Genomic DNA, 26,090 nt, shown 5'->3' on the forward strand with positions numbered 1-26,090 from the left:
GAAAGAGACCACATCATGACGACGACGTCACCCGCCGCCACCAGACCCGGTGGCCTCCGCGTGGGCGTGCAGCGCTTCGGCACGTTCCTCTCCGGCATGATCATGCCGAACATCGCGGCCTTCATCGCCTGGGGCTTCATCACGATGCTCTTCATCCCCGACGGCTTCTTCGGCGCGAGGAGTCCGTTCGGATGGCACTGGGCCGGCGTCGCCGAGATCATCGGCGGCGGCGGCGACTCGGCCGTCATCGGCTGGCAGGGCGCCATGACCGCCGTGGCCGAGGGCGACGGCGGGAACATCCTCGCCTACGTCGGCCTCGTCGGCCCGATGGTGACCTATCTCCTCCCCCTGCTCATCGCCAACACCGCCGGCCGGCTGGTCTACGGCGAGCGTGGCGGTGTGGTGGCCACGATCGCCACCGTCGGCGTGATCGTCGGCACGAACATCCCGATGTTCCTCGGAGCCATGATCATGGGTCCGATCGCCGCCTGGCTCACGAAGCAGATGGACCGTCTGTGGGACGGCAAGATCCGTCCGGGCTTCGAGATGCTCGTGAACAACTTCTCGGCGGGAATTCTCGGGATGATCCTCGCGATCGTCGGCTTCTTCGCCTTCGGACCCGTCATCCTCGGCGTCAGCACCGCCCTGGGTGCCGCGGTCGACTGGCTCGTCACCCTGAACCTCCTGCCGCTGGTGTCGATCATCGTCGAGCCGGCGAAGGTGCTGTTCCTCAACAACGCCATCAACCACGGTGTCTTCACGCCCCTCGGCATCGAGCAGGCCACTGAGACCGGCAAGTCGATCCTGTTCCTCATCGAGGCGAACCCCGGACCCGGAATCGGTCTGCTGCTGGCGTTCAGCTTCTTCGGCGTCGGGGCGGCCAAGGCCTCGGCGCCGGGAGCGGCGATCATCCAGTTCTTCGGCGGCATCCACGAGATCTACTTCCCCTACGCACTGAGCAAGCCGGCCACGATCCTCGCGCTCATCGCGGGGGGCGCGACCGGCGTCACGACGAACATGGTCCTCGGCGGTGGCCTGGCCTTCCCGGCGGCCCCCGGCAGCATCATCGCCGTGACCGCCGCGGCCATCGGCCCCGGCGTCGCGAACCTCCTGGTCGTGTACCTGTCGGTCATCCTGGCCGCCACCGTCACGTTCCTGCTCACGGCCGTGATCCTGCGCTCCTCCCGCAAGCGGGACCTCGAGGCCGAGAGCGACAGCTTCGGGGCGGCGATCGCGCAGACCGAGGCCAACAAGGGCAAGTCCTCCGCCGCGATGGACGCGCTCCGCTCCTCCACCGGCACGGCAGCCGCCCCGACCGAGACGGCCACCACCGTCGTCGACCGACCGATCTCGACGATCGTGTTCGCCTGCGACGCCGGCATGGGCTCGTCGGCCATGGGCGCGAGCGTCCTGCGCAACAAGATCAAGAAGGCCGGCATCGAGGGCGTCACCGTCACGAACGCCGCGATCGCCAACCTCGACGGTACCGCCGACGTGGTCGTCACGCAGCAGCAGCTCACCGACCGGGCCACGGCGAAGTCGCCGAACTCGGTGCACGTCTCGGTGGACAACTTCATGAACTCGCCGAAGTACGACGAGGTCGTCGAGATGGTCAAGGAACAGCGAAAGGACGAAGAATGAGCGTTCTCACTGCCGAGCAGGTCCGCATCCACCCCGGAGGGGCGACGCGGGACGACGCACTCCAGGAGGCGACGGACATCCTCGTCGCCGCCGGCGCGGTGACCCCGGCATACGTCGACGCGATGCGTCAGCGCGAGGAGACCGTGTCGACGTACATGGGCAACGGGCTGGCCATCCCCCACGGCACGAACGACGCGAAGGACGCCATCCTGGCGTCCGCCCTGTCCGTTGTCCGCTACGACGGCGGCGTCGACTGGGACGGCGAGCGGGCGACCTTCGTGATCGGCATCGCGGGCGTCGGCGACGAGCACCTGGACATCCTGTCCAGGATCGCGATCCTGTTCTCCGAGGAGGACGACGTCGCCCGGCTGGCGGCGGCGACCACGCCGGACGAGCTTTTCGCCCTGCTCTCGGAGGTGAACGAGGGATGAAGGCGGTCCACTTCGGGGCGGGCAACATCGGGCGCGGCTTCGTCGGCCTGCTCCTGCACGAGGGCGGATACGAGGTCGTCTTCTCCGACGTCGCCGATGCTCTGGTGGAGGCGATCGAGCGGGCGGACTCGTACGCCGTGCACGAAGCCGGCCCCGGAGGGACCGACCACGTCGTCACCGGGTTCCGTGCGGTGAACAGCCGCACGGACCCGGCCGCGGTGGCGGAGGAGGTGGCGACGGCCGACGTCGTCACGACGGCCGTCGGCCCGACCGTGCTGCGGTTCGTCGCCCCGTCCATCGTCGCCGGCCTCGCGCTGCGCTCCCCGACGGCCCCGGCGCTGCAGGTCATGGCGTGCGAGAACGCCATCGGGGCGACCGACCAGCTCCGCCAGGAGATCGTCGCCGCGGCCGGTGCGGACGCCGACACCCTGCTGTCTCGTGCGGTGTTCGCGAACACCGCCGTGGACCGGATCGTCCCGGCGCAGCCCGAGGGCAGCGGCATCGACGTCACGGTGGAGCCGTACTTCGAGTGGGCGATCGAGGCCCGACCCTTCGGCAGCGCCCCGCCGCACATCCCCGGTGCCCACTTCGTGGACGACCTCGCGCCGTACATCGAGCGCAAGCTCTTCACGGTGAACACGGGTCACGCCGCGACCGCGTACTTCGGCGCCCGCAACGGCGTCGAGCGTATCTCCGACGCGCTCGCCGACGAGGCCATAGCCGCACAGGTCTCCGCCGCTCTGGAGGAGACGTCCGCGGTGCTGGTCGCCGAACACGGGCTCGACCCCGTGGACCTCGCAGAGTACCGCGCGACCATCCTGGAACGATTCCGCAACCCCGCGCTGGTCGACACCGTGCAGCGCGTCGGTCGTCAGCCTCTGCGGAAGATCTCCCGCCACGAGCGCTTCATCGGCCCGGCCGCGATGGCCGCAGAGCACGGACTGTCGACGACAGCGCTGGTGGCGGCCGTCGCCGCAGCACTCGAGTTCGATGACGCCGCGGACGAGCAGTCGATCGAGCTGCAGACCCTGCTGCGCGCCGAGGACGCTGCCGCCTTCACGACCCGCACGACCGGCCTCGATCCCGAGCACCCGCTCTTCCCGGCCATCCGCGACGCGGTGACCCTCCGTCAAGCGGCGCTGTCCGGCTGAGGGAGAGCAGCACGGCGGGGAGTAGCGTTGCTGCTGTGCAGAAGAAGTCCCGCCGCATCGTGAAGAGAGTCCTGTGGGCGGTGGCGATCGTCGTCCTCCTCGCCGTCGGCGGGATCCTCGCCTGGAGCCAGATCGGCGTCATGGCCGCGGAACCCGAGCCACTCGCCGCCGTCCGCGACAACCCCGAGATCACGGTGACCGACGCCGACGAAGGCATCGTCCTCGAGCCTGCGGACGGCGGCTCCGACCGGGGGCTCGTGTTCATCCCCGGTGCGAAGGTCGACCCCTGGGCGTACGCATCGATCCTGCAGGGACTCGCGGAGGAGGGCACCACGGTCGTCATCACGCGGCCCTGGCTCAACCTCGCGTTCTTCGACCCGCGCGGCCTCGCAGCCTTCACGAGCGCCGCACCCGACGTCGACGTCTGGGCCGTGGGCGGCCATTCCCTCGGCGGTGTGCGCGCCTGCCAGCTCGCCCCGGATGGCGAAGCCCTGGTGCTCTTCGCCTCCTACTGCGCGACGGACCTCTCCGGTTCCGGTCTCCCGGTGCTCAGCGTGTCCGGCAGCGAGGATGGCCTCTCCACACCCGAGAAGATCGCCGACGCCCGCCGCGAACTCCCCGCGGACGCCGAGTTCGTCGAGATCGACGGCGCGGCGCACGCCTCGTTCGGCGACTACGGACCGCAAGCCGGCGACGGCACCCCGACGATCGACGACGACGAGATGCACGCCGAGATCACCGACGTCGTGGGGAGTTTCCTGCAGCAGGTCGCGCCCTAGCCCGCCGTCGGAGTCCCGAGCACCGGATCGAGCAACGGATGCAGGTGCCGGGTGCCCAGAATACCCGCAGCCGCCCGTGCGCCCGCCGTGAGCGCTGTCACGAGGTCCGTGCCGCGGAGCCGCGCGTCGAGGACTCCGGCGAGGAATGCGTCGCCCGCGCCGTTCGTGTCGACGACGGTGGTCGGCACCGCGGGAACGCGCAGCTCGGCGCCGTCGGCGGTCACGGCGACCGCCCCCTCCGCGCCGAGGGTACAGACGGCGAACTCCGCGCCGTCCGCGACGGCCGCCCGGAGGAACTCCACCGGAGCGCCCAGTCGATCCGCGTTGCAGAAGACCGCCCCCGCCCCGGCCAGGAACGGCCGGTGGTACGCGTCCACACCGTCATAGTCGTGCACGTCGACCCACAACGGCGTCCCGCTCGCCGCCGCGAGCGGCAGCAGCCGCCGCGGCTCGGCGGCCAGGTCGAGCACGACCGCGTCGGCAGCCGCCATCTTCGCCGCGTGCATGGCGTCGTCCGTCCCCGTCGTCTCCGCGGGCGTGGAGAGATACAACGACACCCGCGCGCCGCCTGCCGTCATCAGGTTGAGGTGACGCTCGGTGACCCCGTCCGTCCACCGGGCAGCCACACCGGCCGCCCGCAGCGCCGCGCGGATGCGCCGGCCGTCGTCGTCCTCCCCCGTGATCGCGTGCAGGACGACGGACCGGCCCAGCCCGGTCAGGCTCAGTGCCTTCCCCGCGCTGGTCCCGCCCACCGACTCCCAGCTCGCCTGCGCGAACTGCATATGGGGAACCGGCTCGGGCAGCCGGTCGAGCAGGACCATACGGTTCCATGACGCGGGACCGGCGAGGAAGACGGAGGCGGGCATACCCCCATCCTCCCCGCGCCGCGTCGCGTCGGCGCCGTGCCGCCGGCCCGTGTCGGACGCCGGCTCAGGCGTCGAAGCCCTCGGCGATCATCTCCACCAGCTCCTCGCGCTCCTCGACGGGGAGGAAGGCCGCAGCCGCGGCGTTGAACTGGAAGGCCTCGAGGTCGTCGAGGTCGTACTCGAACGTCTGCACGAGCAGGGCCAGCTCCCGGGTGAGCGACGTGGAGCTCATGGTGCGGTTGTCCACGTTGACCGTCACGGCGAAGCCGAGCTGGTAGAGCAGGTCGAACGGGTGATCGGCGAGCGTCTGCCCCCACGCGGCGACCGCGCCGGTCTGCAGGTTCGAGGACGGCGACAGCTCGAGCGGGATCTCGCGGTCCCGCACCCAGCGGGCCAGGTCGCCGAAGCGCACCTGCACCTCGTCGCCCTCCTGCGTGACGACCTCGAGGTCCTCCGCGATCCGCACGCCGTGTCCGAGCCGGAGCGCACGCCCGTCGAGCAGCGCCGAGCGGATCGAGTCCAGTCCCGCCGCCTCCCCCGCATGCACCGTCACCGGGAAGAAGTTCTCGGCGAGGTAGTCGAAGGCGGCGCGGTGGTCCGACGGTGGGAAGCCGTCCTCGGGCCCGGCGATGTCGAAGCCCACGGCGCCCCGCCCGCGGTAGTCCACGGCGAGTTCGGCGATCTCCCGAGCGCGGGCGGTGTGCCGCATCGCGGTGAGGAGCTGACCGACACGGATGCTGTGCCCGCCCCGGTCCGCGGCGTCCTCGCCCTCCTCGATCCCCTGCTGCACGGCCTCGACGGCGTCCTCCAGCGAGAGCCCGCCGCCCTGGTGCTGTTCCGGTGCCCAGCGCACCTCGCCGTAGATGACTCCGTCGGCGGCGAGATCCTGGACGAATTCGCGCGCGACGCGGGTCAGCCCCTCACGCGTCTGCATGACCGCGGTCGTGAGCTCGAAGGTCTTCAGGTACTCGACCAGCGACCCCGAGTCGCTCTTCTTCGAGAACCAGGAGCCGAGCGCCGCCGGGTCGGAGGCCGGGAGTTCGAGACCGATCGCGTCGGCGAGCTCGATGATCGTGGCCGGGCGCACTGCGCCGTCCAGGTGGTCGTGCAGTGACACCTTCGGCAGGCTCCGCAGGGAGGCCCCCTGGATGGCGACGTCGCCGTTCGCATCGATCGACATGGGAATCCTCTCGGTCGCTGATGTTCGTCCAGGCTATCGCCCGGCCCTCACGCCGTGATGCGCTCGCGGACGATCGGCCCGCCGACGGGAGCCTCGTCGCCGATCTCCCAGGCGCCTTCGAGCGCCTCGACCGCTCGGGGGAACCGCGCCTCGTCGGCCGCCGAGAGCGTGAACAGCGGCTGTCCCGCCGACACGCGGTCGCCCGGCTTCGCGTGCAGGTCGATCCCCGCCTCGAAGATCACCGGGTCTTCGGCCCGAGCGCGTCCGGCGCCCAGACGCCACGCGGCGATGCCGAAGGGGAGCGCGTCCATCCGTGTCACGACACCGTCGACGGGCGCGGTCACGACGTGGGTCTCCTGCGCGACGGGGAGCGCCGCGTCGGGGTCGCCGTCCTGAGCCCGGATCATCGCCTTCCAGGTGTCCATGGCGCGTCCGTCGTCCAGCGCCGCCTCCACGTCCGCGTCGGGCTGGCCGGCCAGGGAGAGCATCTCCCTGGCGAGCGCGACGGTCAGCTCCCGCACGTCGGCGGGTCCGCCGCCGGCGAGGATCTCGACCGACTCGCGGACCTCGTTGGCGTTGCCGATCGCGCGCCCCAGGGGGACGTTCATATCCGTCAGCAGGGCCGTGGTGGCGACGCCCGAGTCCGTGCCGAGCGCGACCATCGTGCGGGCGAGCTCGCGGGCGCGGTCGATGTCCTGCATGAAGGCGCCGGAGCCGAACTTCACGTCGAGGACGAGAGCGTCGGTCCCCTCGGCGATCTTCTTCGACATGATGCTGGAGGCGATCAGCGGGATGGCCTCGACGGTGCCCGTCACGTCGCGGAGCGCATAGAGCTTCTTGTCGGCGGGGGCGAGGCCCGACCCCGCGGCGCAGATCACGGCCCCGACGTCGCCCTGCATCTGCGCGAACATCTCCTCGTTGCTGAGCGCCGCGCGCCAGCCGGGGATGGACTCCAGCTTGTCGAGCGTGCCGCCGGTGTGGCCGAGGCCGCGGCCGCTGAGCTGCGGTACCGCCACGCCGAACGAGGCCACCAGAGGCGCGAGCGGCAGGGTGATCTTGTCGCCGACGCCGCCCGTGGAGTGCTTGTCCACGGTCTTCTTGCCGAGGGTCGCGAAGCTCATCCGCTCCCCCGACGCGATCATCGCGTCGGTGAGGACGCGGATCTCGTCGCGCTCCATGCCGCGCTGGAAGATCGCCATCGCGAAGGAGGCCATCTGCGCGTCAGACACGTAGCCGCGCGTATAGGCGTCCACCATCCAGCGCAGGGCCGGCTCGGGCACGACGCCCCCGTCGCGCTTGGCTCGGATCACATCGACCGCGTCGAACGGCTCCACGGTCATCGTGCTTCCTCCAGGTCGCGCGGCCCGAACGCGTCGGGCAGCACCTCGTCGATCGTGCGGATGCCGGAGACGGTCTCCAGCAGCATGCCGGGTACGGCGTGCTCGAACAGCAACTGCCGGCACCGGCCGCAGGGCATGATCGTCTCGCCGTCGTTGTTCACGCACACGAAGGCGACGAGCTGGCCGCCGCCGGACATGAACAGGTCGCCCACGAGCGCGCACTCCGCGCACAGCGTGACGCCGTACGAGGCGTTCTCGACGTTGCAGCCGGCGACGATCCGCCCGTCGCTGACGAGAGCCGCCGCCCCCACGCGGTAGCGCGAGTACGGCGCGTACGCCTTCGTCATGGCATCCGCGGCGACCTGGCGCAGCTCATCCCAGTCGATGTCCGTCATGGTGGTGCTTCCTTCTTCCCTGCGAGTTCTACGACTTGACGTACGGCTTGCCGCTGGCGGCGGGACCCCGGATCTGTCCGGCGAAGCCGGCGACCGCGAGCAGCGTGACCACGTACGGGAGCATGAGCATGAACTCGCCGGGGATCGGCGTCTTGAGGATGGACAGCAGGTTCTGGAGGTTCGTCGCGAACCCGAAGAGCAGGGCGGCGAGGGTCGCGCGGATCGGATCCCAGCGTCCGAAGATCACGGCGGCGAGGGCGATGAAGCCGAGGCCCGCGGTCATCTCCTTGCCGAACTGCGGAACCGAGACCAGGGTGAAGTACGCGCCGCCGATGCCGGCGATCGCGCCCGCGAGCAGCACGTTCCAGAACCTCGTCGGGTTGACGCGGATGCCCACCGTGTCCGCCGCCTGCGGGTGCTCGCCCACGGCGCGCAGCCGGAGACCCCACTTCGTGCGGTAGAGGCCCCACGCGACGACCGCGACGGTGATGAACATGAGGTACACGATGAACGTCTGGTTGAACAGCACGGGGCCGATGATCGGGATGTCGCTCAGCACCGGGATCTCGATACGGGAGAAGCGCTCGGGGGTGTTGAGCTCGCCCTCGTTCGGCGCGAGCAGTGCGCCGTACAGGAAGCCCGTGAGCCCTGTTACGAGCACGTTGAGCACGACACCGACGATCACCTGCTCGACGAGATACTTGATCGCGAAGGCCGCCAGCACGCTCGCGACGAGCACACCACCGATCATCGCACCGATCAGACCGACGAACGGGTTCCCCGTGATGCTGGACAGCAGCGCGGCCGAGAACGCGCCGAGGAGCAGCTGCCCCTCGATCGCGACGTTGACCACGCCGGCGCGTTCGCCGATGACGCCGCCGAGCGCGCCGAAGACCAGGGGCACCGACAGCGAGACGGCTCCGAAGAGCAGGCTCGTGACGGGCACGAGACCGCCCGCTGCGGCCCAGACGAGGAACGCGAACACCGCGAGCACGCCGTAGGTCACGATGAGCCAGATCGACGGAGCACGGTACGTCCAGGCCCGGAGGAACGCTCCGACCGTGAGGACGACGAGCACGGCGAAGACGACCCAGAAGGTCGGCGCGGTGGGCAGCCCCACGTCGGGGAGCTCGAACGCGGACGTGCGGTCGCCGAGGCGGAACGTGCTGGTGCCGCTGCGCGGCACGGCGAGGAAGAGCACCGCCAGCAGCGCGGTGACGACCGCGAGGCTGATCGGCGCCTTGAGGCGGCGCTCCCGGACGGTGGCGAGCTGCACCGTGCCGTCGGCGGCTTCGGTCTGCACGAGCGACATCATGCCGTCACCGCCTTCTTCGCGGCCTTGGCTCTCGCCTTGGCGGCCTTCTCTGCGTCGGACTTGGGGAGGAAGAACACCGTGCGCAGCAGCGGCGGAGCAGCGATGAACAGCACGACGAGCGACTGCACCACGAGCACGATGTCGACGGGGATGTCCTGCGCCTGCATCGAGAACGATCCCGCCTTGAGTGCCCCGAAGAGGATGCCGGCGGCGAACGTTCCCCAGGCACGGCTCCGGCCGAGCAGGGCGACCGTGATGGCGTCGAAGCCGATGCCCGCGTCGATGGTCTCCGTGACGCCCGTGGTGACCGCGCCCTGGAGCTGGTTCATGCCGGCGAGGCCGGCGAGGCCGCCCGCGAAGAGCATCGCGTACACGTACACGCGCTTGACGCTGATGCCCGCGGCGCGGGCCGCGTGCGGGTTCTCCCCCACGGCGCGCATGCGCATCCCGAGCGAAGAGCGCTCGATGAGCCACCACACGAACAGCGTCGCGATGACCACGATGACGAAGCCGAGGTCCAGCAGCGGGAACTGCGGGCCGAGCAGGGTCGGGAACTGCGCGCTCTCCGGCGTGGCCGAGCCGAGCGCCTGGTTCGTCCCCGGCTTCTGCAGCAGCCCGGGCGTCCGGATCATCCACAGCAGCAGGTAGTACGCGATGTAGTTGAGCATGATCGTGAGGATCACCTCGTGTGCGCCCGTCCGCGCCTTGATGAGACCGGCGATGCCACCCCAGAGCGCGCCGCCGGCGATGCCGGCGAGCAGGGTCACGGGGAGGTGGAACCAGATCGGCAGGTCGAGGCTGAACGTCAGCAGGGCCGCGATCGCGACGCCCACGAGCATCTGACCGCGGGCACCGATGTTGAACAGGCCGACGCGGAAGGCGAGCGCGACTCCGAGCCCTGCGGCGATCAGCGGAGCCGCGAAGCCCAGCGTGTTCGTGAGCGGCCGGATCTGCGCGGCGAAGTCGGCGCCGCGGGCGTTGAAGATCGCGCCGCGGAACAGCGCCTCGTAGCCGTTGTAGACCGCGTTCCAGGCCGCGGCGAACGTGTCGCTCGGCTTGTTGAAGAAGTACCCGGAGGCCTCCTGCACGTCCTCGTTGGTGAACGCGATGAGGATGCCGCCGACGATGAGCGCGAGGACGATCGCCAGGACGGTCGTCACCGCGCTCCCGCGGAGGATCTCCTTGAGGACGACGTTGCCGCGCGGGGGCGGAGGAACCTCGTCCGCCAGGCCCGTGCTGGGCGGCAGCTGCTCGGGAGGCAGCCCCTTCGTGACGTCTCCTGCACCGGGTGTCGCACCGCTCACGCGGTCACCTCCGCATCGGCCGCTCCGGCCATCATGAGTCCGAGAGTCTCCCGGGGCGTGTCACCGGGGACGATGCCGACAATGGTGCCGCGGTACATGACCGCGATCCGGTCGGCGAGGGCGGCGACCTCGTCGAGCTCGGTCGAGACGACGATCACGGGGATGCCCGCATCCCGCGTCTCGATGATGCGCTTGTGGATGAACTCGATCGAGCCCACGTCGACCCCTCGGGTCGGCTGGGCCGCCACGAAGAGCCGCAACTCGCGGCTCATCTCGCGCGCGATCACGACCTTCTGCTGGTTGCCTCCGGAGAGTGTTCCCGCGGCGGTGTACGGCCCCTGGGTCCGGATGTCGTACTCCGCGATGCGCTCCTTGGCGAAGGCCTCCAGCGCGCCGCGGCGCAGCGTGCCCACGCGGCTGAAGGCGGGGTCGTCCGAGCGGTCGAGGATGAGGTTCTCGGCGACGGAGAAGCCGGCGACGAGGCCGTCTTCCGTGCGATCCTCCGGGACGAACCCGACACCGGCGTCGAGGATCCCCCGGACGCTCTTGCCCACGAGCTCGGTGCCGTCGAGGACGATGTTCCCCTCGACTCGGGCCGCGAGGCCGACGATGGCCTCCACCAGCTCGGTCTGTCCGTTGCCCTGGACACCGGCGATGGCGAGCACCTCACCGGGACGCACCGTGAAGTCGACATCGTCGACGACGATGGCGCCGGTCGGCGTGAGCACGCGGAGGTTCCGGACTTCCAGACCACCCTCGCCGAGGCGCGGGACCTCCTTGTGGACGGTCAGCTCGACGGCGCGGCCGACCATGAGCGAGGCGAGCTCGGCGTTGGTGGCGGTCGGCGAGGCCTCCCCCACGACACGGCCCAGCCGCACGATCGTGATGCGGTCGGCGACCTCGCGCACCTCGCGCAGCTTGTGCGTGATGAACACGATGGCTGTGCCCTCGTCGCGGAGCTGGCGCATGATGGCCATGAGCTCGTCGGTCTCCTGCGGCGTCAGCACCGCGGTCGGCTCGTCGAAGACGAGGACCTTCGCGTCACGGGAGAGCGCCTTGATGATCTCGACCCGCTGCTGCACGCCGACCGGCAGGTCGCCGACGACCGCGTCCGGGTCGATGTCGAACCCGAATCGGGCGGCGACCGCGCGCACATGCTCGCGCGCCTTCGCGATGTCGAGCGTGCCGAGGCCCTTGGTCTGCTCGTGACCGAGCATGACGTTCTCCGCCACCGTGAACACGGGCACCAGCATGAAGTGCTGATGCACCATGCCGATGCCGGCGGCCATCGCGTCGCCCGGGCCGCGGAAGTGCTGCACGACGTCGTCGAGGAGGATCTCGCCCTCGTCGGCCTGATACAGGCCGTAGAGCACGTTCATCAGCGTCGACTTGCCCGCGCCGTTCTCGCCGAGAAGCGCATGGATCTGACCGGGCTCGACCACGAGATCGATGTGGTCGTTCGCCACGAGGCTGCCGAATCGCTTGGTGATGCCGCGAAGTTCGAGCTTCATATCTGCACCTTATCCAGAAGAGTCACCGAGGAGAATCGTCGCCGCCCACAGTGCGGGGCGAGTGGCAGCCTGCGCCACTCGCCCCGTGCTGGGTACGGCTCCGACTCAGCGGGTGGGAGAGTTCTCGGACTCCACCGTGATGTCGCCGGAGATGATCTGCTCCTGCAGAGCGGACAGCTCGTCCATGAGGCCCTCGGGCAGGTCAGCCTCGAAGTCGCCGAAGCCGGAGAGCTTGACGCCCTCGTTCTCGAGCGTGCCGATGTAGGGCTCCGGGTCGAACTCACCGGCGGCGGCCGCGAGCGTCGCGTCGCGGACGGCCACGTCGATGGCCTTCATGATGGAGACGAGCGTGATGTCGGCGACGCTGGGGTCGGCGACGGCGAGGTCGCTGTCGACACCGAGCATCAGCGTGTCCTTGCCGCTGTCGTTGATCGCCGCTGCGGCGCTCTGGTAGACCGGGCCTCCGACGGGAAGGATGACGTCGACACCCTGGTCGAGCACGCCCTGGGCGGTCTGCTTGGCCGTGTCGTTGGCGTCGAAGCCGCCCGTGAAGGAGCCCTTCTGGGTGGCGGCGTCCCAACCGAAGACCTGGACGTCGGCCGACTTGTCCTCGTTGTACTTCTCGACACCGAGCTGGTAGCCGTCCATGAAGACGGCGACCGACGGGATCTGCATTCCGCCGAAGGTGCCGACCTTGTTCACGCCGGCCTCTGCGGACCAGGCGGCCGCGGCGTAGCCGCCGAGGTAGGCCGCCTGAGCGGTGTCGAAGACGAGGGGCTTGATGTTCGGCGCGTCGGTGGTGCCGTCGAAGTCGTTGTCGGCCCAGTCGTCGATGATCGCGTAGTCGATCTCGGGGTTCGCGAGCGCGGACTCGACCGTGGCAGCGGACAGCTTGAAGCCGACCGAGACGATGAGCGAGCAGCCCTCGGACACGGCGGTCTCGAGGTTCGGCGCGTAGTCGTTGTCGTTGGCGGACTCGAACTCCAGCGGCTTGATGCCGAGCTCGTCGGCGGCGCTGTCCATGCCCTCCTTGGCCGACTGGTTGAACGACTTGTCGTTCCAGCCGCCCGCGTCGGAGATGAGGCAGGGCTTGAAGTCGGAGTCGACGGGGGCGGATCCGCCCTCGGACTCCTCGGTCGGCGCCTGACCGCAGCCGGCAAGAGCGAAGACGACACCGGCGGCGACCGTCGCGCCGAGCAGCTTCTTGGTGGTGGAGATGGTCACGGATGCCTCCCTCAACGAACCCGCGGCCATCGCGGATCGATCAAAGTTACCTACTGTTTCGACGTTCGTGCACGTCGGCTCCGGGCGCCCGGGCCAATGGTTACAAAGCTGAAATCAACCCTGCCGATGAGCACGTCACGCTGCTCATCAGAGCACATCGCCCTGTCCGTTGAGTTTCAGCGACTCGACGACGCCCTTCACGCGCTGGGCGTTCTCGACCGTCGTGACCAGGAGGGCGTCGGGGGTGTCCACCACGACGATGTCCTGCACCCCGACGAGGCTGATCACGCGGGTGGTCTGGCTGACGAGGATGCCGCTGGCCGCGTCAGTGAGCACCCGGGCGCGGGGTCCGAGGACCGCGAGGTCGTTCTTGCGGCCGTTCGTGATGAGCTTCGTCAGCGACGCGAAGTCCCCGACGTCGTCCCAATCGAAGTGACCGGGCACCACGGCGAGACGACCGCGCCGCGCCGCCGGCTCCCGCGACGGCGTAGTCGATCGCGATCTTCTTCAGCCGCGGCCAGATGCGGTCCACGGCGGGACCGCGGAGGTCGCGGTCGTCCCACGCCTCGGCGAGCTCGAGCAGACCGGCGTGCAGGGCGGGCTCGTTCGCGGCGAGCTCGTCGAGCAGGACACTGGCCTTCGCGATGAACATGCCGGCGTTCCAGAGGTAGGTCCGCTCGGCCAGGTACGCCCTGGCCGTCTCCAGGTCCGGCTTCTCGACGAAGCTCTCGACGAGAGCCGCCTCCCTGGCGCGCTCCACGACGAGCTCCGGGCCCTTCTTGATGTAGCCGAAGCCCACCGCCGGTTCCGTCGGCGCGATGCCGATCGTGCAGATGTACCCCTCCCTGGCGACCTCGACGGCGTCGCGCACCGCGAACTCGAAGACCCGCGTACCGCGGATCACGTGGTCGGCGCTGAAGGAGCCGACGATCACGTCGGGGTTGCGGCGATGCAGCACGGCAGCGGCCAGCCCGATAGCGGCGGCCGACTCGCGCGGTTCGGACTCCAGGAAGACGTTGAGGTCGGCGATGCCGGGAAGCTCGGCCTCCACGGCCGCACGGTGGGCACGACCCGTGACGACCGCGATCCGATCCGGCCCGGCGAGGGGCTCCAGCCGGTCCCAGGTGTCCCGCAGCAGCGAATGGCCCGACCCGGTCAGGTCGTGCAGGAACTTCGGGGCGTCCGCCCGGGACAGCGGCCACAGCCGACTGCCGATGCCACCGGCGGGGATGACCGCGTAGAAGTCTTCGATCGGCTCGCTCATGCAGGCCAGCGTACCGGCGGCGCTATCGTCGACCCATGAGCCGGCCCCCCAGACCCCTCTCCTCCCGTGCCCGCCGCCTCGCCGCCGCTGTCGTCGCCGGCGTCCTGGCCGTCCTCGTCCTCACCCCCACGGCCGCCACCGCCGCCGGGGGCGCCGCAGGGGATGTGTTCGCGCGCACGAACGCGCAACGGACGGCCGCCGGGCTCCCCGCGCTGGTCTCCGACCCCGGCCTGGATGCGGCGGCCGCCGAGTGGGCCAGGCAGCTGGCGTCCTCATGCACGTTCGAGCACAGCTCCTCGTCCTGGCGCAGTACGCGTATCGCTGCCTTCGGCTGGACCGCGAGCGGCGAGAACATCGCGGCGGGTCAACCGGATGCCGCCGCCGTGGTCTCGAGCTGGATGGCGTCTCCCGGCCACAAGGCCAACATCCTCGATCGCCGCTACACCGGGCTCGGCGTCGGTCATGCGACCGGCTCCTGCTACCGCACGTACTGGGTCCAGATCTTCGGGGTCGGCTCTCCCGTGCGGACCCTGCCGGGCGGTGCCGGCGACCTGAACGGCGATCGATCCGCCGATCTGCTGGCCCGAACCGCCTCCGGCGACCTCCGGCTGTACCCCGGCCCCGGCACCGCGCGATTCGGAGCGACGAGCACCGTGATCCCTGGTTGGGGCAGCCGTCCCTTCACGCCCCTCGGCGACTTCACCGGGGACAAGGTCCCGGACATCGCACGCACCGAGGCGGACGGGCGGCTGATGCTCTTCGCCGGCAACGGCCGTGGCGGATTGGGTGCTCCGGTTGCGATCGGATCCGGCTGGTCACGCTTCAGCCAGCTCATCGGCGGGATGGACTTCGACGGCGACCGACTCGCCGACGTCATCGCACGGACACCCGCCGGGGAACTCCTCCTCTACAGGGGCAACGGGCGCGGCGGCTGGCTCTCCGGCGGCACGCGCATCGGCTCAGGCTGGCAGACCTTCACGGCGGTCTTCTCGGCCGGCGACTTCACCGGAGACTCCCGGAGCGACCTCATCGGCCGTCGGAGCGACGGCACGCTGTGGCTGTACGCGACCACGGGCAAGGGCTCGTGGGCGACGGGGCGACAGATCGGGAAGGGGTGGGGATCCTTCACCGCACTCGCCGGCGCGGGGGACTTCGACGGGAACGGCACCCAGGACATCTTCGCCACGAACGCCTCCGGCGCGCTCCTCCTGTACGGCGGCACCGGGCGCGGCGGATTCCTCCCCCCGCGGACCGTGGGAAGCGGCTGGAACGGCATCGCGCAGCTCGGCTGACGTCGGGCGCCCGACTTAGGGTCCCCTTCGTCGCCCGGGGCGTTCTCACAGGAATAGGATGGAGACCGATCGGGCGTGCCTGACCCTCCTCCAGGCCAGATGTGGACGAAGCAGCGCACGCGACCGAAACACATCGATCCAGGGAGGACGACCGTGTCCACAAGCGCTCGCTTGACACCGTCGATTTCGGAAACCACGTCCAAGACCCCCCGCGGCACCCTCTATCGGGGTCGCGAAGGCATGTGGTCGTGGGTGCTGCACCGCATCACCGGAGTCGCCATCTTCTTCTTCCTGTTGGTGCACGTGCTCGACACGGCGCTGATCAGGGTGTCGCCGGAGGCGTACGACGCGGTCATCGGCACATACAAGAACCCGGTCATGGCGGTCGGCGAGGTCGTGCTCGTCGCCGGCATCGTGTTCCACGCCATGAACGGTCTTCGCATCATCGCCGTCGACTTCTGGTCGAAGGGCGCCAAGTACCAGCGCCAGCTCTTCTGGGGCGTGCTGCTCGTGTGGGGCATCATCATGGCCGGCTTCGTCCCGCGCCACCTGATGCTCGCGTTCGCCGGCTTCGGAGGAGGACACTGATGAGCGCGCAGACCGTCGCCGCTCCCGCCCGTCGTCAGCGCGGCATCAACCTCGAGAAGTGGGGCTGGGTCTTCATGCGCGTCTCGGGCGTCGTGCTCGTCGTGCTGATCTTCGGCCATCTCTTCGTGAACCTGATGGTCGGCGAGGGGATCCATGCTCTCGACTTCGCGTTCATCGCCGGCAAGTTCGCGACGCCGTTCTGGCAGTGGTGGGACGTGCTGATGCTCTGGCTCGCCCTCATCCACGGCGCCAACGGCATGCGGACGATCGTGAACGACTACGTGACCAACCCCACCGCGCGCAAGGCGCTCGTCTGGGCCCTCGGCCTGGCCGCCGGCCTGCTCATCCTCCTCGGCACCCTGGTCGTCTTCACCTTCGACCCGTGCCTGGGTGTGACCGAGTCGAGCACGCTGTGGGAGACCTGCCAGGCGCAGGGCTAGAAGAAGAGGCAAACGAGAAGTGACTACCCAGACGCAGGATTCCGTCGTCCGCGACGGCGTGCATTACCACCAGTTCGACATCGTCATCGTCGGCGCCGGAGGCGCCGGCATGCGGGCGGCCATCGAGGCCGGCCCCGGCGCGAAGACCGCGGTGATCTCCAAGCTCTACCCGACGCGGTCGCACACCGGTGCCGCGCAGGGCGGCATGGCGGCGGCCCTCGCGAACGTCGAGGAGGACTCCTGGGAGTGGCACACCTTCGACACCGTCAAGGGCGGCGACTACCTCGTCGACCAGGACGCGGCGGAGATCCTCGCGAAGGAGGCGATCGACGCGGTCATCGACCTCGAGAACATGGGGCTCCCGTTCAACCGCACCCCCGAGGGCAAGATCGACCAGCGTCGGTTCGGCGGTCACACGGCCGAGCACGGCAAGACCCCGGTCCGCCGTGCCTGCTACGCCGCCGACCGCACGGGTCACATGATCCTGCAGACGCTTTTCCAGAACTGCGTCAAGCTCGGGATCAACTTCTTCAACGAGTTCTACGTCCTCGACCTCATCACGGTGAAGGACGACGCGGGCCGGACCCAGATCGCGGGTGTCGTCGCCTACGACCTCGCCACCGGTGAGCTGCACGTGTTCCAGTCGAAGGCCGTGATCTTCGCGACCGGCGGCTTCGGCAAGATCTTCAAGACGACCTCCAACGCGCACACCCTCACGGGCGATGGCGTCGGCATCGTCTGGCGCAAGGGCCTCCCGCTTGAGGATCTCGAGTTCTTCCAGTTCCACCCGACCGGCCTCGCCGGACTCGGCATCCTCCTCACCGAGGGCGCACGAGGCGAGGGCGCCATCCTCCGCAACGCCTCGGGCGAACGGTTCATGGAACGGTACGCCCCCACCATCAAGGACCTCGCGCCCCGCGACATCGTCGCGCGCTGCATGGTCCAGGAGGTCGCGGAAGGCCGCGGCGCCGGTCCCCACAAGGACTACGTGCTGCTGGACTGCACGCACCTGGGCGCCGAGGTGCTCGAGACCAAGCTCCCCGACATCACCGAGTTCGCCCGCACGTACCTGGGCGTCGACCCGGTCGTCGAGCCGGTCCCGGTCATGCCCACCGCGCACTACGCCATGGGCGGCATCCCCACGAACAACAACGGCGAGGTGCTCGCGGACAACGACACGATCGTCCCCGGCCTCTACGCCGCCGGCGAGTGCGCGTGCGTCTCGGTCCACGGCGCGAACCGCCTCGGCACCAACTCGCTGCTCGACATCAACGTGTTCGGCAAGCGCTCGGGTCGCAACGCGGTGGAGTACGTCAAGACGGCCGAGTTCGTCCCGCTGCCGGAGAACCCCGCCGGCTTCGTCTCCGGCATGCTCGAGGGCCTGCGCAACAACCAGGGCACGGAGCGGATCGCCGTGCTGCGCAAGACGCTGCAGGACGAGATGGACAAGGGCGCCCAGGTGTTCCGCACCCACGAGTCGCTGCAGCACGTCCTCGGCGTGATCGCGGAACTCCGCGAGCGTTACAAGAACGTGCACGTCGACGACAAGGGCCACCGGTTCAACACCGACCTGCTCGAGGCCGTCGAGCTCGGCTTCCTGCTCGACATCGCCGAGGTCGTCGTCTACGCCGCGCAGAACCGGGAGGAGAGCCGTGGCGGCCACATGCGCGACGACTTCCCGAAGCGCGACGACGAGAACTACATGAAGCACACCATGGCCTACCTCACGGGCGACCCGCACTCCTCCGACCCGAGCGACCACATCAAGCTCGACTGGAAGCCGGTCGTCTTCACCAAGAACGACAAGGGCGAGTTGAACTACCCGCCGATGGAGAGGAAGTACTGAGCATGTCGAACGCCATCGCCGAAGCGCCGGCCGAGACGACCGAAGACACCGGGATCCAGTCCTTCATCGTCACCTTCAACATCCGTCGCTTCGACCCCGAGGTCGACGCCGAGCCGCACTGGGTCGACTACGACGTGGAGCTCTACTCCACCGACCGTGTGCTCGATGCGCTGCACAAGATCAAGTGGGAGGTCGACGGATCGCTGACCTTCCGCCGCTCCTGCGCCCACGGCATCTGCGGCTCCGACGCCATGCGCATCAACGGCCGCAACCGCCTGGCCTGCAAGACGCTGATCAAGGACCTCGACATCTCGAAGCCGATCTACGTCGAGGCGATCAAGGGTCTGCCGCTGGAGAAGGACCTCGTCGTCGACATGGAGCCCTTCTTCGCCTCGTACCGCGAGGTGCAGCCGTTCCTCGTCGCGAACTCGGTGCCGGAGAAGGGCAAGGAGCGCACCCAGTCCATCGCCGACCGCGAGATCTTCGACGACACCACCAAGTGCATCCTCTGCGCGGCGTGCACCTCGTCGTGCCCCGTGTTCTGGACCGACGGCCAGTACTTCGGCCCGGCCGCCATCGTCAACGCGCACCGCTTCATCTTCGACTCGCGCGACGACAACGCCGCAGTGCGCCTCGACATCCTCAACGACAAGGAGGGCGTCTGGCGCTGCCGCACGACCTTCAACTGCTCCGAGGCCTGCCCGCGCGGCATCGAGGTCACCAAGGCCATCGCCGAGGTCAAGCAGGCGGTCCTCCGCGGCCGTCCCTGACGTCGACACAGGCATCAACGCGAGAACAGGCGGTCCCGGGCGGGACCGCCTGTTCTCGCGTTAGCGCCTGGTGTCGCGAAGGGGCACGATCCGTCTTGGGTAGGGTGGGGGCGTGTCAGAGCCCGGTTCGGCGGCCGACGGTCGCCTCGATGCCGCCGTCGAGCGCGCGACCGCTCTCACCCGGCGCACCCTGGGCCTCTTCCCCGTGCGGGTGTGGCGGCACTTCCTGCAGCACAACGGCTTCCTGCTGGCGGCGGGCGTGAGCTATCAGGCGCTCTTCGCCATCTTCGCCGCGATCTACCTCGCCTTCGCGATCGCCGGTCTGTGGCTGGGCGGCAGCGAGGACGCCGTGAACGGGCTCATCGGGATCATCAACAACTACATCCCCAACCTCATCCTGGACGAGGGCGGCGTCTTCACCCCGGCGCAGGTGCAGGAGATCGCCTCGAACACCACCGGCGTCCTCGGGGTCACCGGACTCATCGCCCTCGGCACGGTGATCTGGACCGCGATCGGCTGGGTGACCTTCTCGCGCCGGGCTGTGCGCGACATCTTCGGCCTCGAGCCCGACCGCCGCAGCTACCTGGTCCTCAAAGCGCGCGACCTCCTCGCCGCCCTGATCTTCGGTGTCTCGCTCATCGTCGGCTCCGCGCTCAGTTCGGCCAGCGCAGCGGTGCTGAGCTGGGTGCTCTCGCTGCTCGGTTGGGACGCCGGCTCCGACGGCCTCAACCTCGGCATCCGCATCGGCACGGTGCTCGTGTCGTTCGTCCTGTTGACCGGTGCGCTGGCGGCGATGGTGCGCTTCCTGACGGGCACGTCGCTTCATTGGGGGACGATCTGGCCCGGAGCGGTCCTCGGAGGCGCCGCCATGACGGTCCTCCAGTTCGGAGTGGGTTTCCTTCTGAGCTACACGCCGTCGAACCCCCTGCTGGCGACCTTCGCGATCTTCGTGGGACTCCTGCTGTGGTTCCGCGTGAACGGCGTGGTGATGCTCGTCGCCGCCTCCTGGATCGCCGTCGCCGCCCAGGATCGCGACCTCCCGCTGCTGCTGCCCACCGATGCGGAACGGAGGGCTGCCGAGCACGCCACACTTCTCTCGGCGGCCCGGATCCGCCTCCGCGATGCCGAACGTGCCCGTGATGCAGCCCCCTGGTACCGGCGCTGGTCCGCGGGCCACGCCGTCCAGGAGGCGCAGCACGAGGTCGCCACGCTCGAGGCCTCCGCTCCCCCGCCCGTTCCCCCCTCCTCTCCGCTCGCCCAACGCCTGCTCGCGGAGCTCGAACACCGCCGGACCCGTGATGTCGGCGGTGCTGGTTAGGCTGGAGGAATGCCTCACCTGCGTATCGCCTCGGTCAATGTCAACGGGATCCGGGCGGCGGCCCGCAACGGGATGAGCACCTGGCTGGACGCCGCCGACATCGACATCCTCACCCTGCAGGAGGTGCGGGGGCAGGACGAGCACATCGAGGCCGCGCTGCCCGGCTGGGCCTTCGTCCATGACGAGGCCACGGCGAAGGGTCGCGCCGGTGTCGCGATCGCGAGTCGCATCCCCGCTCTCGCCTCGCGGGTCGACTTCGGTCCGGAGGACTTCGACGCCAAGGGCCGCTGGATCGAGGCGGACTTCCTCATCGGAGACCGTCCGCTCACGGTCGTGAGTGCGTACGTACACTCGGGCGAAGCCGACACACCGAAGCAGGACGAGAAATGGAAGTTCCTCGACGCGTTCGAGGCGCGGCTCGCGAGCCTCAACACCGACGGCGCCCTCGCGCTCGTCACCGGCGACCTCAACGTCGGACATCGGGAACTCGACATCAAGAACTGGCGGGGCAACCGGACCAAGGCCGGCTTCCTGCCCCGCGAGCGGGCGTACTTCGACCGCTTCCTCGGGGAGGCCGGAGCACCGATCACCGGCGTCGACGGCACGGTCGGCACGGGCCTGGGCTGGGTGGATGTGGGCCGTCGCTTCCACGGCGAGGTGGAGGGGCCCTACACGTGGTGGTCCATGCGAGGGAAGGCGTTCGACAACGACTCGGGGTGGCGCATCGACTATCACCTGGCCACGCCCGCCCTGGCCGAGCGCGTCCAGGCGTACCACGTCGCTCGGGCGGCCGCCTACGACCAGCGCTGGAGCGACCACGCGCCGGTCGTCGTCGATTACACCTACTGACCCGGTTCCGGCCGCTCCGAGGGCGCCGGCTCCGACTCCCGGTACCATCCGCGGTACTCCAGCACGGTGCCGAGCACCGGATTCACGGCGCGCATGTCGATCGTGCGGCGACGCTGCTCCGCATCCCAGCCGTCGACGAGATCCACCCGGACACCGAGCGGGCCGGGGAGAGCGAATCGGCGCCCGAACAGCCGCAGGGCGACGCGCACCGTGCGCATGCGCAGGAATCCTTCCTCGGTCACGCTGCACTCCTCGATGAGCTCCACGCGGCCGCGCGCGCCGAGGAGGTTCCGGACGAGGCCGGGTCGCACGCTGACCGTGAGCCGGTCCACGACCCTCGCGGTACGCGCCGGGAACAGGAACTCACGCGTCGAGTCGAGGGTCGCGCGCCCGCTCGACGAACGCCCTGAGATCGTGCGAAGGACGAACGGCACCTGTGTTCCCCGCGTCGGCACCAGCAGACCCGGTCCGACGACGGGGCGTGCGAGCGACGCCCACCGACCGAACCGGCTCCCTGCGACGGCGAAGACTCCTTCCGCGTGCCCCGCGGCGGCCGGAGCGCGATACTGCGCGAGGATCTCCGGATGCAGGCGCTCCGCGTCAGGGCCGAGGGCGTCGAGGAAGACCCGTCCGCGCACGGGCGGCGTCGTCGCAGTCATGTCGTCAGCGTAGGGGATCCCGGCGCGCGAGCCGCACGCGGCGGGCGCATAGGATTGTCGGGTGAACAAGCCTCGTCTCTACTCCGGAATGCAGCCCTCCGCCGACTCCCTCCAGATCGGCAACTACATCGGCGCGCTCCTGCAGTGGCGAGACCTCCAGAGCTCCTACGACGCCTTCTTCTCGGTCGTCGATCTCCACGCGCTCACGGTCGCCCAGAACCCGGACGAGCTGCGCGAGAAGACCCGCCGCACCGCGGCCCAGTACATCGCCGCGGGCATCGAGCCTTCGCAGTCCACGCTCTACGTGCAGTCGCACGTCCGCGCGCACGCGGAGCTCGCGTGGATCCTCAGCACCATCACCGGCTTCGGCGAAGCAGGACGGATGACCCAGTTCAAGGACAAGTCCGCCCGCTACGGCACCGATGCCACGAGCGTGGGGCTCTTCACCTACCCGGTGCTGATGGCCGCCGACATCCTCCTGTACCAGACCGACGTCGTGCCGGTCGGCGACGATCAGAAGCAGCACGTCGAGCTCACGCGCGACCTCGCAGAGCGCTTCAACTCCCGCTTCGGCGAGACGTTCACCGTGCCCGTGCCGGTCATCCAGAAGGAGACCGCGCGCATCTACGACCTGCAGAACCCGACGGCGAAGATGTCGAAGTCGGCCGAGAGTGACGCGGGCGTGCTGTGGATGCTCGACGACCCCGCGAAGTCGGCGAAGAAGATCATGCGAGCGGTGACCGACAACGAGGGCTCGGTGCGCTTCGACCGCGAGAACAAGCCCGGGGTCTCGAACCTCCTCACCATCTACGCGGCGTTGACCGGGCGTCAGATCCCCGCGATCGAGGACGAGTACGCCGGCCGCGGCTACGGAGACTTCAAGAAGGGCCTCGCGGAGGTCGTCGTGGCGGAGTTCGACCCGGTACGGACCCGTGCCCTCGAACTCCTCGACGATCCCGCGGAGCTGGATCGGATCCTCGCGGAGAACGCCGCCCGCGCCGACGCCGTCGCCGACCGGACCCTGTCGGACGTGTACGACCGCGTCGGGCTGCTGCGCCGGGTGTGAGCCGCGGCCGCCCCTAGGATGACATCGTGACCGATCCGCAGCTGCCCCCGCCGCCCGGCGCCGCGCCTGCCGTCCCTCCGACGGCCTCGATCCCGCAGGAGTCGGCGCCCGGAGCGGTCCCGCCGCCCGCGTATCCGTCGGCACCCCCTGCCGCGCCGACACCGTACCCACCCGCCGGTGGATACGGACAGCCGACGCCCCCTGCCGCACCTCCGGGGGCGTACCAGGTGCCTGTGGGCGGCTACGCGACACCGTCCGGCACGTACACCGCACCGGACGCCGCGCCGAAGCCCTCGAGCTTCCTCGGTCTGCTCGCCCTCGGCCTCTCGATCCTCGCGGCCGTCGTCGTGCCGATCATCGGCGGGGTCAGCGCCTTCGAGATCGGCCAGCGGATCCCGCAGGGCATCAGCAGCTCCACGGGCGACCTCGGGTTCCTGTCCCCCGCGCGTGACCAGGTGCTGTGGGCGGAGCTGTCGTTCTGGGCCGGGACGGTCCTCGGTATCGCCGCCATCGTGCTCGGCATCATCGCCATCCGCAAGCGACAGGGGCGCGGGGCGGGGATCGCCGCCCTCGTGGTCGCCGTGCTCGGCGCAGTCATCTTCGTCGTCGCCGTGTTCACGGCTTTCGCCATCGGCGGGGCGGCCGGATACGCCAGCTTCACCGCCTGAGGCCCGCCGCAGGAGGCAGACTCAGCGCGGCGCGTGGTGCTTCTGCTGCGCCGCGAGCAACCCTTCGTCGACGAGGAGCTCGACGGCATCGGCCGCGTCGCCCACGAGGAGGGGCAGGTTCGCGCGCTCGTCCTTGCCGAACGGGGAGAGCACCCAGTCCGCGGGATCCTGCCGGCCCACCGGCCGGCCGATGCCGACGCGCACCCGGGGAAAGTCCGGGCTCGTGAGCGCCCTCGCGATGTCGCGGACGCCGTTGTGGCCTCCGTGGCCTCCCCCGGTCTTCAGCTTGACCGTGTCGAACGGGATGTCGAGCTCATCGTGCACGACGATCACGTGGTCGAGCGGGACGGAGTAGAACCGGGCGAGGGCGGCGACGGGCGTGCCCGAGACGTTCATGAACGTGTTCGGCTTCGCGAGGACGAGCTTATCTGCGCCGGGACGCAGCCAGGTCTCGACGACCCGCGCACCGCCTTTGTGCTCCCGGAAGCTCTCGCCCCGCCGCGTGGCGAGCTCGTCGACGACCATCTGGCCGATGTTGTGGCGGGTCGCCTCGTAGCGGGGTCCCGGGTTGCCGAGACCGACCACGAGCCAGGTCGCTGCCATTCCTCGTCCTCTCTCGCCGGGGCCGTCGCCTCGGTCAGGATACGACGGAGGGGACGCGATCGGATCGCGTCCCCTCCGTGATGAAGCAGGCGGAGATCACTCCGCGGCGGCCTCCTCGGACGCCTCGGCGGACTCGCCTTCGGCGGACTCGCCCTCGGCCTCCTCGTCCTCGACCGCAGCGGCCGGGACGGAGATGGCGACCACGAGGACCTCACCGTCGGTGAGCAGCGTCGAGCCCTTCGGCAGCGTGACGTCGGCGGCGGTGATGTGCGCGCCCTCCTCGAGACCCTCGACCGAGACCTCGATGTTCTCGGGGATGTGCGTGGCCTCGGCCTCGACCTGGATGGTCGTGGCGTCGAGGTTGACGATGGTGCCGGGGGCCGGCTCACCGGTCACGACGACGGGCACGTCGATGGCGACCTTCTCGCCCTTCTTCACGACCAGGAGGTCGATGTGCTCGACGATCTGGTGCACCGGGTCCTTCTGCACGTCCTTGACGAGCGCGAGCTGGGAGGTGCCCTCGATGTCGAGGTCGAGCAGCGCGTTGGCGCGGCGGATGATCAGCGAGACCTGGTGGCCGGGCAGCGCGACGTGCACGGGCTCGGTGCCGTGGCCGTAGATGACCGCGGGGATCTTGCCGGCGGCGCGCAGGCGACGGGCGAAGCCCTTGCCGAAGCTGCTGCGCAGCTCGGCGTGGACCGTGGTGTCTTCAGACATGGGGTTCTCCTTCGGGCACGCAGCGAAGGCGCCGCGCGGTGGTCTTGGAATTGTGGACTCGAACGCGGACGCGTGAGGAAAGCCACCGGGCTTGCTTCGCCGCGTCGATCACGGACGTCCGCGCACGCGCAGAAGCGTCCCTCGCCGAGGTACGCCTCCATGGTACCGGATCACCCGATAGGCTGAAGACACCGGTCCCCTCTGCAGAAACTCGGAGTACCCCCATGCTCGACGGCGCCTTCCTCTCCCACGTCATCCTCTGGCTGATCGGCGCCATGTCCGTGTGCGCGGCCGTCGCCACGGGCGCCGCGCTGTTCTCCCTCGGTCGCTCGGGCTACCGCAAGGACTGAGGCGTCCCCGGTGTTCCTGCCGCCGCGGTGAGCGCGTGCTGAATGGCCGCCACCTCCTGCGCCAGCGAGAGGGACGCCTCGACGCGGATCCCCCGCTCGTCGGGAGCCAGGGGCTCCAGCGCCTCCAGTTGCGAGTCCATGAGCGTCGCCGGCATGAAGTGATCGGCGCGTCCGCCTAGTCGCCGGGCGAGCGTGTCTCTGTCCAGCACGAGCTCAGCGAAGGTGGCGTCGGGAGCCTCCTTCCGGATCGCGTCCCGATAGCGCCTTCGGAGCGCGGAGCAGGCGACGACGATCCGCCCCTCCCCGGCCAGGGTACGGCCGACCACTCGCAACCACGGCATCCGGTCCGCGTCGTCGAGAGGGATCCCCGCCGCCATCTTCTCCACGTTGGTCAGCGGATGCAGGTCGTCCCCGTCCACGAAGCGGGCACCGAGCGCCTCCGCCAGTGCCGCGCCCACCGTCGACTTGCCGGAGCCGCTCGGCCCCATCACGACGACGCGCTCGCTCATGCCCACTGCATCCC

26 protein-coding genes and 1 pseudogene are annotated in these 26,090 nt (G+C 69.7%); 14 read left to right on the forward strand and 13 right to left on the reverse strand.

Annotated features, from left to right (window positions below):
* The first annotated feature begins 15 nt into the window (after nucleotides 1-15).
* The 4 genes from FY549_RS15730 to FY549_RS15745 are packed head-to-tail and all read left to right on the forward strand — an operon-like array spanning nucleotide 16 to nucleotide 4,002.
* The gene (locus tag FY549_RS15730; RefSeq protein WP_149085807.1) at nucleotides 16-1,641 is read left to right on the forward strand and encodes a PTS mannitol transporter subunit IICB; all 1,626 of its coding nucleotides are present in this window, start codon (nucleotides 16-18) and stop codon (nucleotides 1,639-1,641) included.
* Nucleotides 1,638-2,072, forward strand: coding sequence for a PTS sugar transporter subunit IIA (locus FY549_RS15735; RefSeq protein WP_149085808.1), 435 nt, complete (start codon nucleotides 1,638-1,640; stop codon nucleotides 2,070-2,072). The genes FY549_RS15730 and FY549_RS15735 overlap by 4 nt, the downstream gene beginning before the upstream one ends.
* Nucleotides 2,069-3,223 carry a mannitol-1-phosphate 5-dehydrogenase gene (locus FY549_RS15740; protein WP_149085809.1) on the forward strand — a complete coding sequence of 385 codons (1,155 nt, stop codon included), beginning with the start codon at nucleotides 2,069-2,071 and terminating at the stop codon, nucleotides 3,221-3,223. Before FY549_RS15735 ends, FY549_RS15740 begins: the two co-directional genes overlap by 4 nt.
* A 35-nt stretch (nucleotides 3,224-3,258) precedes the next feature.
* Nucleotides 3,259-4,002 carry an alpha/beta hydrolase gene (locus FY549_RS15745; protein ID WP_149085810.1) on the forward strand — a complete coding sequence of 248 codons (744 nt, stop codon included), beginning with the start codon at nucleotides 3,259-3,261 and terminating at the stop codon, nucleotides 4,000-4,002.
* On the opposite strand, the gene FY549_RS15750 is transcribed toward FY549_RS15745, so the two are convergent.
* The 9 genes and pseudogenes from FY549_RS15750 to FY549_RS15790 all read right to left on the reverse strand — a co-directional run bounded on the left by FY549_RS15750 (nucleotide 3,999) and on the right by FY549_RS15790 (nucleotide 14,401).
* Nucleotides 3,999-4,868, reverse strand: coding sequence for a carbohydrate kinase family protein (locus FY549_RS15750; RefSeq protein ID WP_149085811.1), 870 nt, complete (start codon nucleotides 4,866-4,868; stop codon nucleotides 3,999-4,001). The two genes, FY549_RS15745 and FY549_RS15750, sit on opposite strands and share 4 nt — an antisense overlap.
* Nucleotides 4,869-4,932: 64 nt before the next feature.
* On the reverse strand, nucleotides 4,933-6,048 hold the full coding sequence (locus FY549_RS15755; protein ID WP_149085812.1) for an adenosine deaminase: 1,116 nt from the start codon (nucleotides 6,046-6,048) through the stop codon (nucleotides 4,933-4,935).
* A gap of 47 nt (nucleotides 6,049-6,095) precedes the next feature.
* Nucleotides 6,096-7,388, reverse strand: coding sequence for a thymidine phosphorylase (locus FY549_RS15760; RefSeq protein ID WP_149085813.1), 1,293 nt, complete (start codon nucleotides 7,386-7,388; stop codon nucleotides 6,096-6,098).
* Nucleotides 7,385-7,783 (reverse strand): cytidine deaminase, encoded by a 399-nt coding sequence (locus FY549_RS15765; RefSeq protein WP_136051707.1) that lies wholly within the window; start codon nucleotides 7,781-7,783, stop codon nucleotides 7,385-7,387. Before FY549_RS15765 ends, FY549_RS15760 begins: the two co-directional genes overlap by 4 nt.
* A 28-nt stretch (nucleotides 7,784-7,811) precedes the next feature.
* Nucleotides 7,812-9,095, reverse strand: coding sequence for an ABC transporter permease (locus tag FY549_RS15770; protein WP_374114502.1), 1,284 nt, complete (start codon nucleotides 9,093-9,095; stop codon nucleotides 7,812-7,814).
* On the reverse strand, nucleotides 9,095-10,402 hold the full coding sequence (locus tag FY549_RS15775) for an ABC transporter permease (protein ID WP_149085815.1): 1,308 nt from the start codon (nucleotides 10,400-10,402) through the stop codon (nucleotides 9,095-9,097). Before FY549_RS15775 ends, FY549_RS15770 begins: the two co-directional genes overlap by 1 nt.
* A complete protein-coding gene (locus FY549_RS15780; RefSeq protein ID WP_149085816.1) occupies nucleotides 10,399-11,913 on the reverse strand; it encodes an ABC transporter ATP-binding protein in 1,515 nt (504 codons plus the stop codon). Before FY549_RS15780 ends, FY549_RS15775 begins: the two co-directional genes overlap by 4 nt.
* 105 nt (nucleotides 11,914-12,018) lie before the next feature.
* Nucleotides 12,019-13,137, reverse strand: a complete 1,119-nt coding sequence (locus tag FY549_RS15785) for a BMP family protein (RefSeq protein ID WP_149085817.1) — start codon at nucleotides 13,135-13,137, stop codon at nucleotides 12,019-12,021.
* A 147-nt stretch (nucleotides 13,138-13,284) separates the two neighbouring features.
* Nucleotides 13,285-14,401, reverse strand: a pseudogene (locus tag FY549_RS15790) (mannose-1-phosphate guanylyltransferase).
* Nucleotides 14,402-14,436: 35 nt separating this feature from the next.
* Between FY549_RS15790 and FY549_RS15795 the strand changes: the two are divergent.
* The 7 genes from FY549_RS15795 (at nucleotide 14,437) to FY549_RS15825 (ending at nucleotide 21,504) form a co-directional block, all read left to right on the forward strand.
* Nucleotides 14,437-15,693, forward strand: a complete 1,257-nt coding sequence (locus FY549_RS15795) for an FG-GAP-like repeat-containing protein (protein WP_149085818.1) — start codon at nucleotides 14,437-14,439, stop codon at nucleotides 15,691-15,693.
* Between the two features lie 153 nt (nucleotides 15,694-15,846).
* Entirely contained in the window at nucleotides 15,847-16,281 is a 435-nt protein-coding gene (sdhC, locus tag FY549_RS15800) for a succinate dehydrogenase, cytochrome b556 subunit (RefSeq protein ID WP_149085819.1), read from the forward strand.
* Complete coding sequence (locus FY549_RS15805; protein WP_149085820.1) at nucleotides 16,281-16,721, forward strand: succinate dehydrogenase hydrophobic membrane anchor subunit; 441 nt, start codon at nucleotides 16,281-16,283, stop codon at nucleotides 16,719-16,721. The genes sdhC and FY549_RS15805 overlap by 1 nt, the downstream gene beginning before the upstream one ends.
* Nucleotides 16,722-16,740: 19 nt before the next feature.
* On the forward strand, nucleotides 16,741-18,567 hold the full coding sequence (gene sdhA, locus FY549_RS15810) for a succinate dehydrogenase flavoprotein subunit (protein ID WP_149085821.1): 1,827 nt from the start codon (nucleotides 16,741-16,743) through the stop codon (nucleotides 18,565-18,567).
* A 2-nt stretch (nucleotides 18,568-18,569) separates the two neighbouring features.
* Nucleotides 18,570-19,337 (forward strand): succinate dehydrogenase iron-sulfur subunit, encoded by a 768-nt coding sequence (locus tag FY549_RS15815; RefSeq protein WP_025105655.1) that lies wholly within the window; start codon nucleotides 18,570-18,572, stop codon nucleotides 19,335-19,337.
* A 112-nt stretch (nucleotides 19,338-19,449) separates the two neighbouring features.
* On the forward strand, nucleotides 19,450-20,655 hold the full coding sequence (locus FY549_RS15820) for a YihY/virulence factor BrkB family protein (RefSeq protein WP_149085822.1): 1,206 nt from the start codon (nucleotides 19,450-19,452) through the stop codon (nucleotides 20,653-20,655).
* A gap of 9 nt (nucleotides 20,656-20,664) precedes the next feature.
* Entirely contained in the window at nucleotides 20,665-21,504 is an 840-nt protein-coding gene (locus FY549_RS15825) for an exodeoxyribonuclease III (RefSeq protein ID WP_149085823.1), read from the forward strand.
* Here the strand turns inward: FY549_RS15825 and FY549_RS15830 are convergent.
* Nucleotides 21,498-22,163, reverse strand: a complete 666-nt coding sequence (locus FY549_RS15830) for a DUF4166 domain-containing protein (RefSeq protein WP_149085824.1) — start codon at nucleotides 22,161-22,163, stop codon at nucleotides 21,498-21,500. The two genes, FY549_RS15825 and FY549_RS15830, sit on opposite strands and share 7 nt — an antisense overlap.
* Before the next feature lie 61 nt (nucleotides 22,164-22,224).
* On the opposite strand from FY549_RS15830, the gene trpS reads away from it, so the two are divergent.
* Both trpS and FY549_RS15840 read left to right on the forward strand, forming a co-directional pair.
* The gene (gene trpS / locus FY549_RS15835; RefSeq protein WP_149085825.1) at nucleotides 22,225-23,229 is read left to right on the forward strand and encodes a tryptophan--tRNA ligase; all 1,005 of its coding nucleotides are present in this window, start codon (nucleotides 22,225-22,227) and stop codon (nucleotides 23,227-23,229) included.
* A 26-nt stretch (nucleotides 23,230-23,255) separates the two neighbouring features.
* Nucleotides 23,256-23,897 carry a hypothetical protein gene (locus FY549_RS15840; protein WP_149085826.1) on the forward strand — a complete coding sequence of 214 codons (642 nt, stop codon included), beginning with the start codon at nucleotides 23,256-23,258 and terminating at the stop codon, nucleotides 23,895-23,897.
* A 21-nt stretch (nucleotides 23,898-23,918) separates the two neighbouring features.
* On the opposite strand, the gene pth is transcribed toward FY549_RS15840, so the two are convergent.
* Nucleotides 23,919-24,500 carry an aminoacyl-tRNA hydrolase gene (gene pth / locus FY549_RS15845; RefSeq protein ID WP_149085827.1) on the reverse strand — a complete coding sequence of 194 codons (582 nt, stop codon included), beginning with the start codon at nucleotides 24,498-24,500 and terminating at the stop codon, nucleotides 23,919-23,921.
* 96 nt (nucleotides 24,501-24,596) lie between these two features.
* Nucleotides 24,597-25,217, reverse strand: coding sequence for a 50S ribosomal protein L25/general stress protein Ctc (locus FY549_RS15850; protein ID WP_149085828.1), 621 nt, complete (start codon nucleotides 25,215-25,217; stop codon nucleotides 24,597-24,599).
* 224 nt (nucleotides 25,218-25,441) lie between these two features.
* On the opposite strand from FY549_RS15850, the gene FY549_RS16825 reads away from it, so the two are divergent.
* Nucleotides 25,442-25,567, forward strand: a complete 126-nt coding sequence (locus FY549_RS16825) for a hypothetical protein (protein ID WP_259614230.1) — start codon at nucleotides 25,442-25,444, stop codon at nucleotides 25,565-25,567.
* Here the strand turns inward: FY549_RS16825 and FY549_RS15855 are convergent.
* Nucleotides 25,552-26,076, reverse strand: a complete 525-nt coding sequence (locus FY549_RS15855) for a gluconokinase (protein ID WP_149085829.1) — start codon at nucleotides 26,074-26,076, stop codon at nucleotides 25,552-25,554. The two genes, FY549_RS16825 and FY549_RS15855, sit on opposite strands and share 16 nt — an antisense overlap.
* Between the last annotated feature and the right edge of the window lie 14 nt (nucleotides 26,077-26,090).

It is taken from the genome of Microbacterium sp. 1S1 (genome assembly GCF_008271365.1).
Classification (GTDB): domain Bacteria; phylum Actinomycetota; class Actinomycetes; order Actinomycetales; family Microbacteriaceae; genus Microbacterium.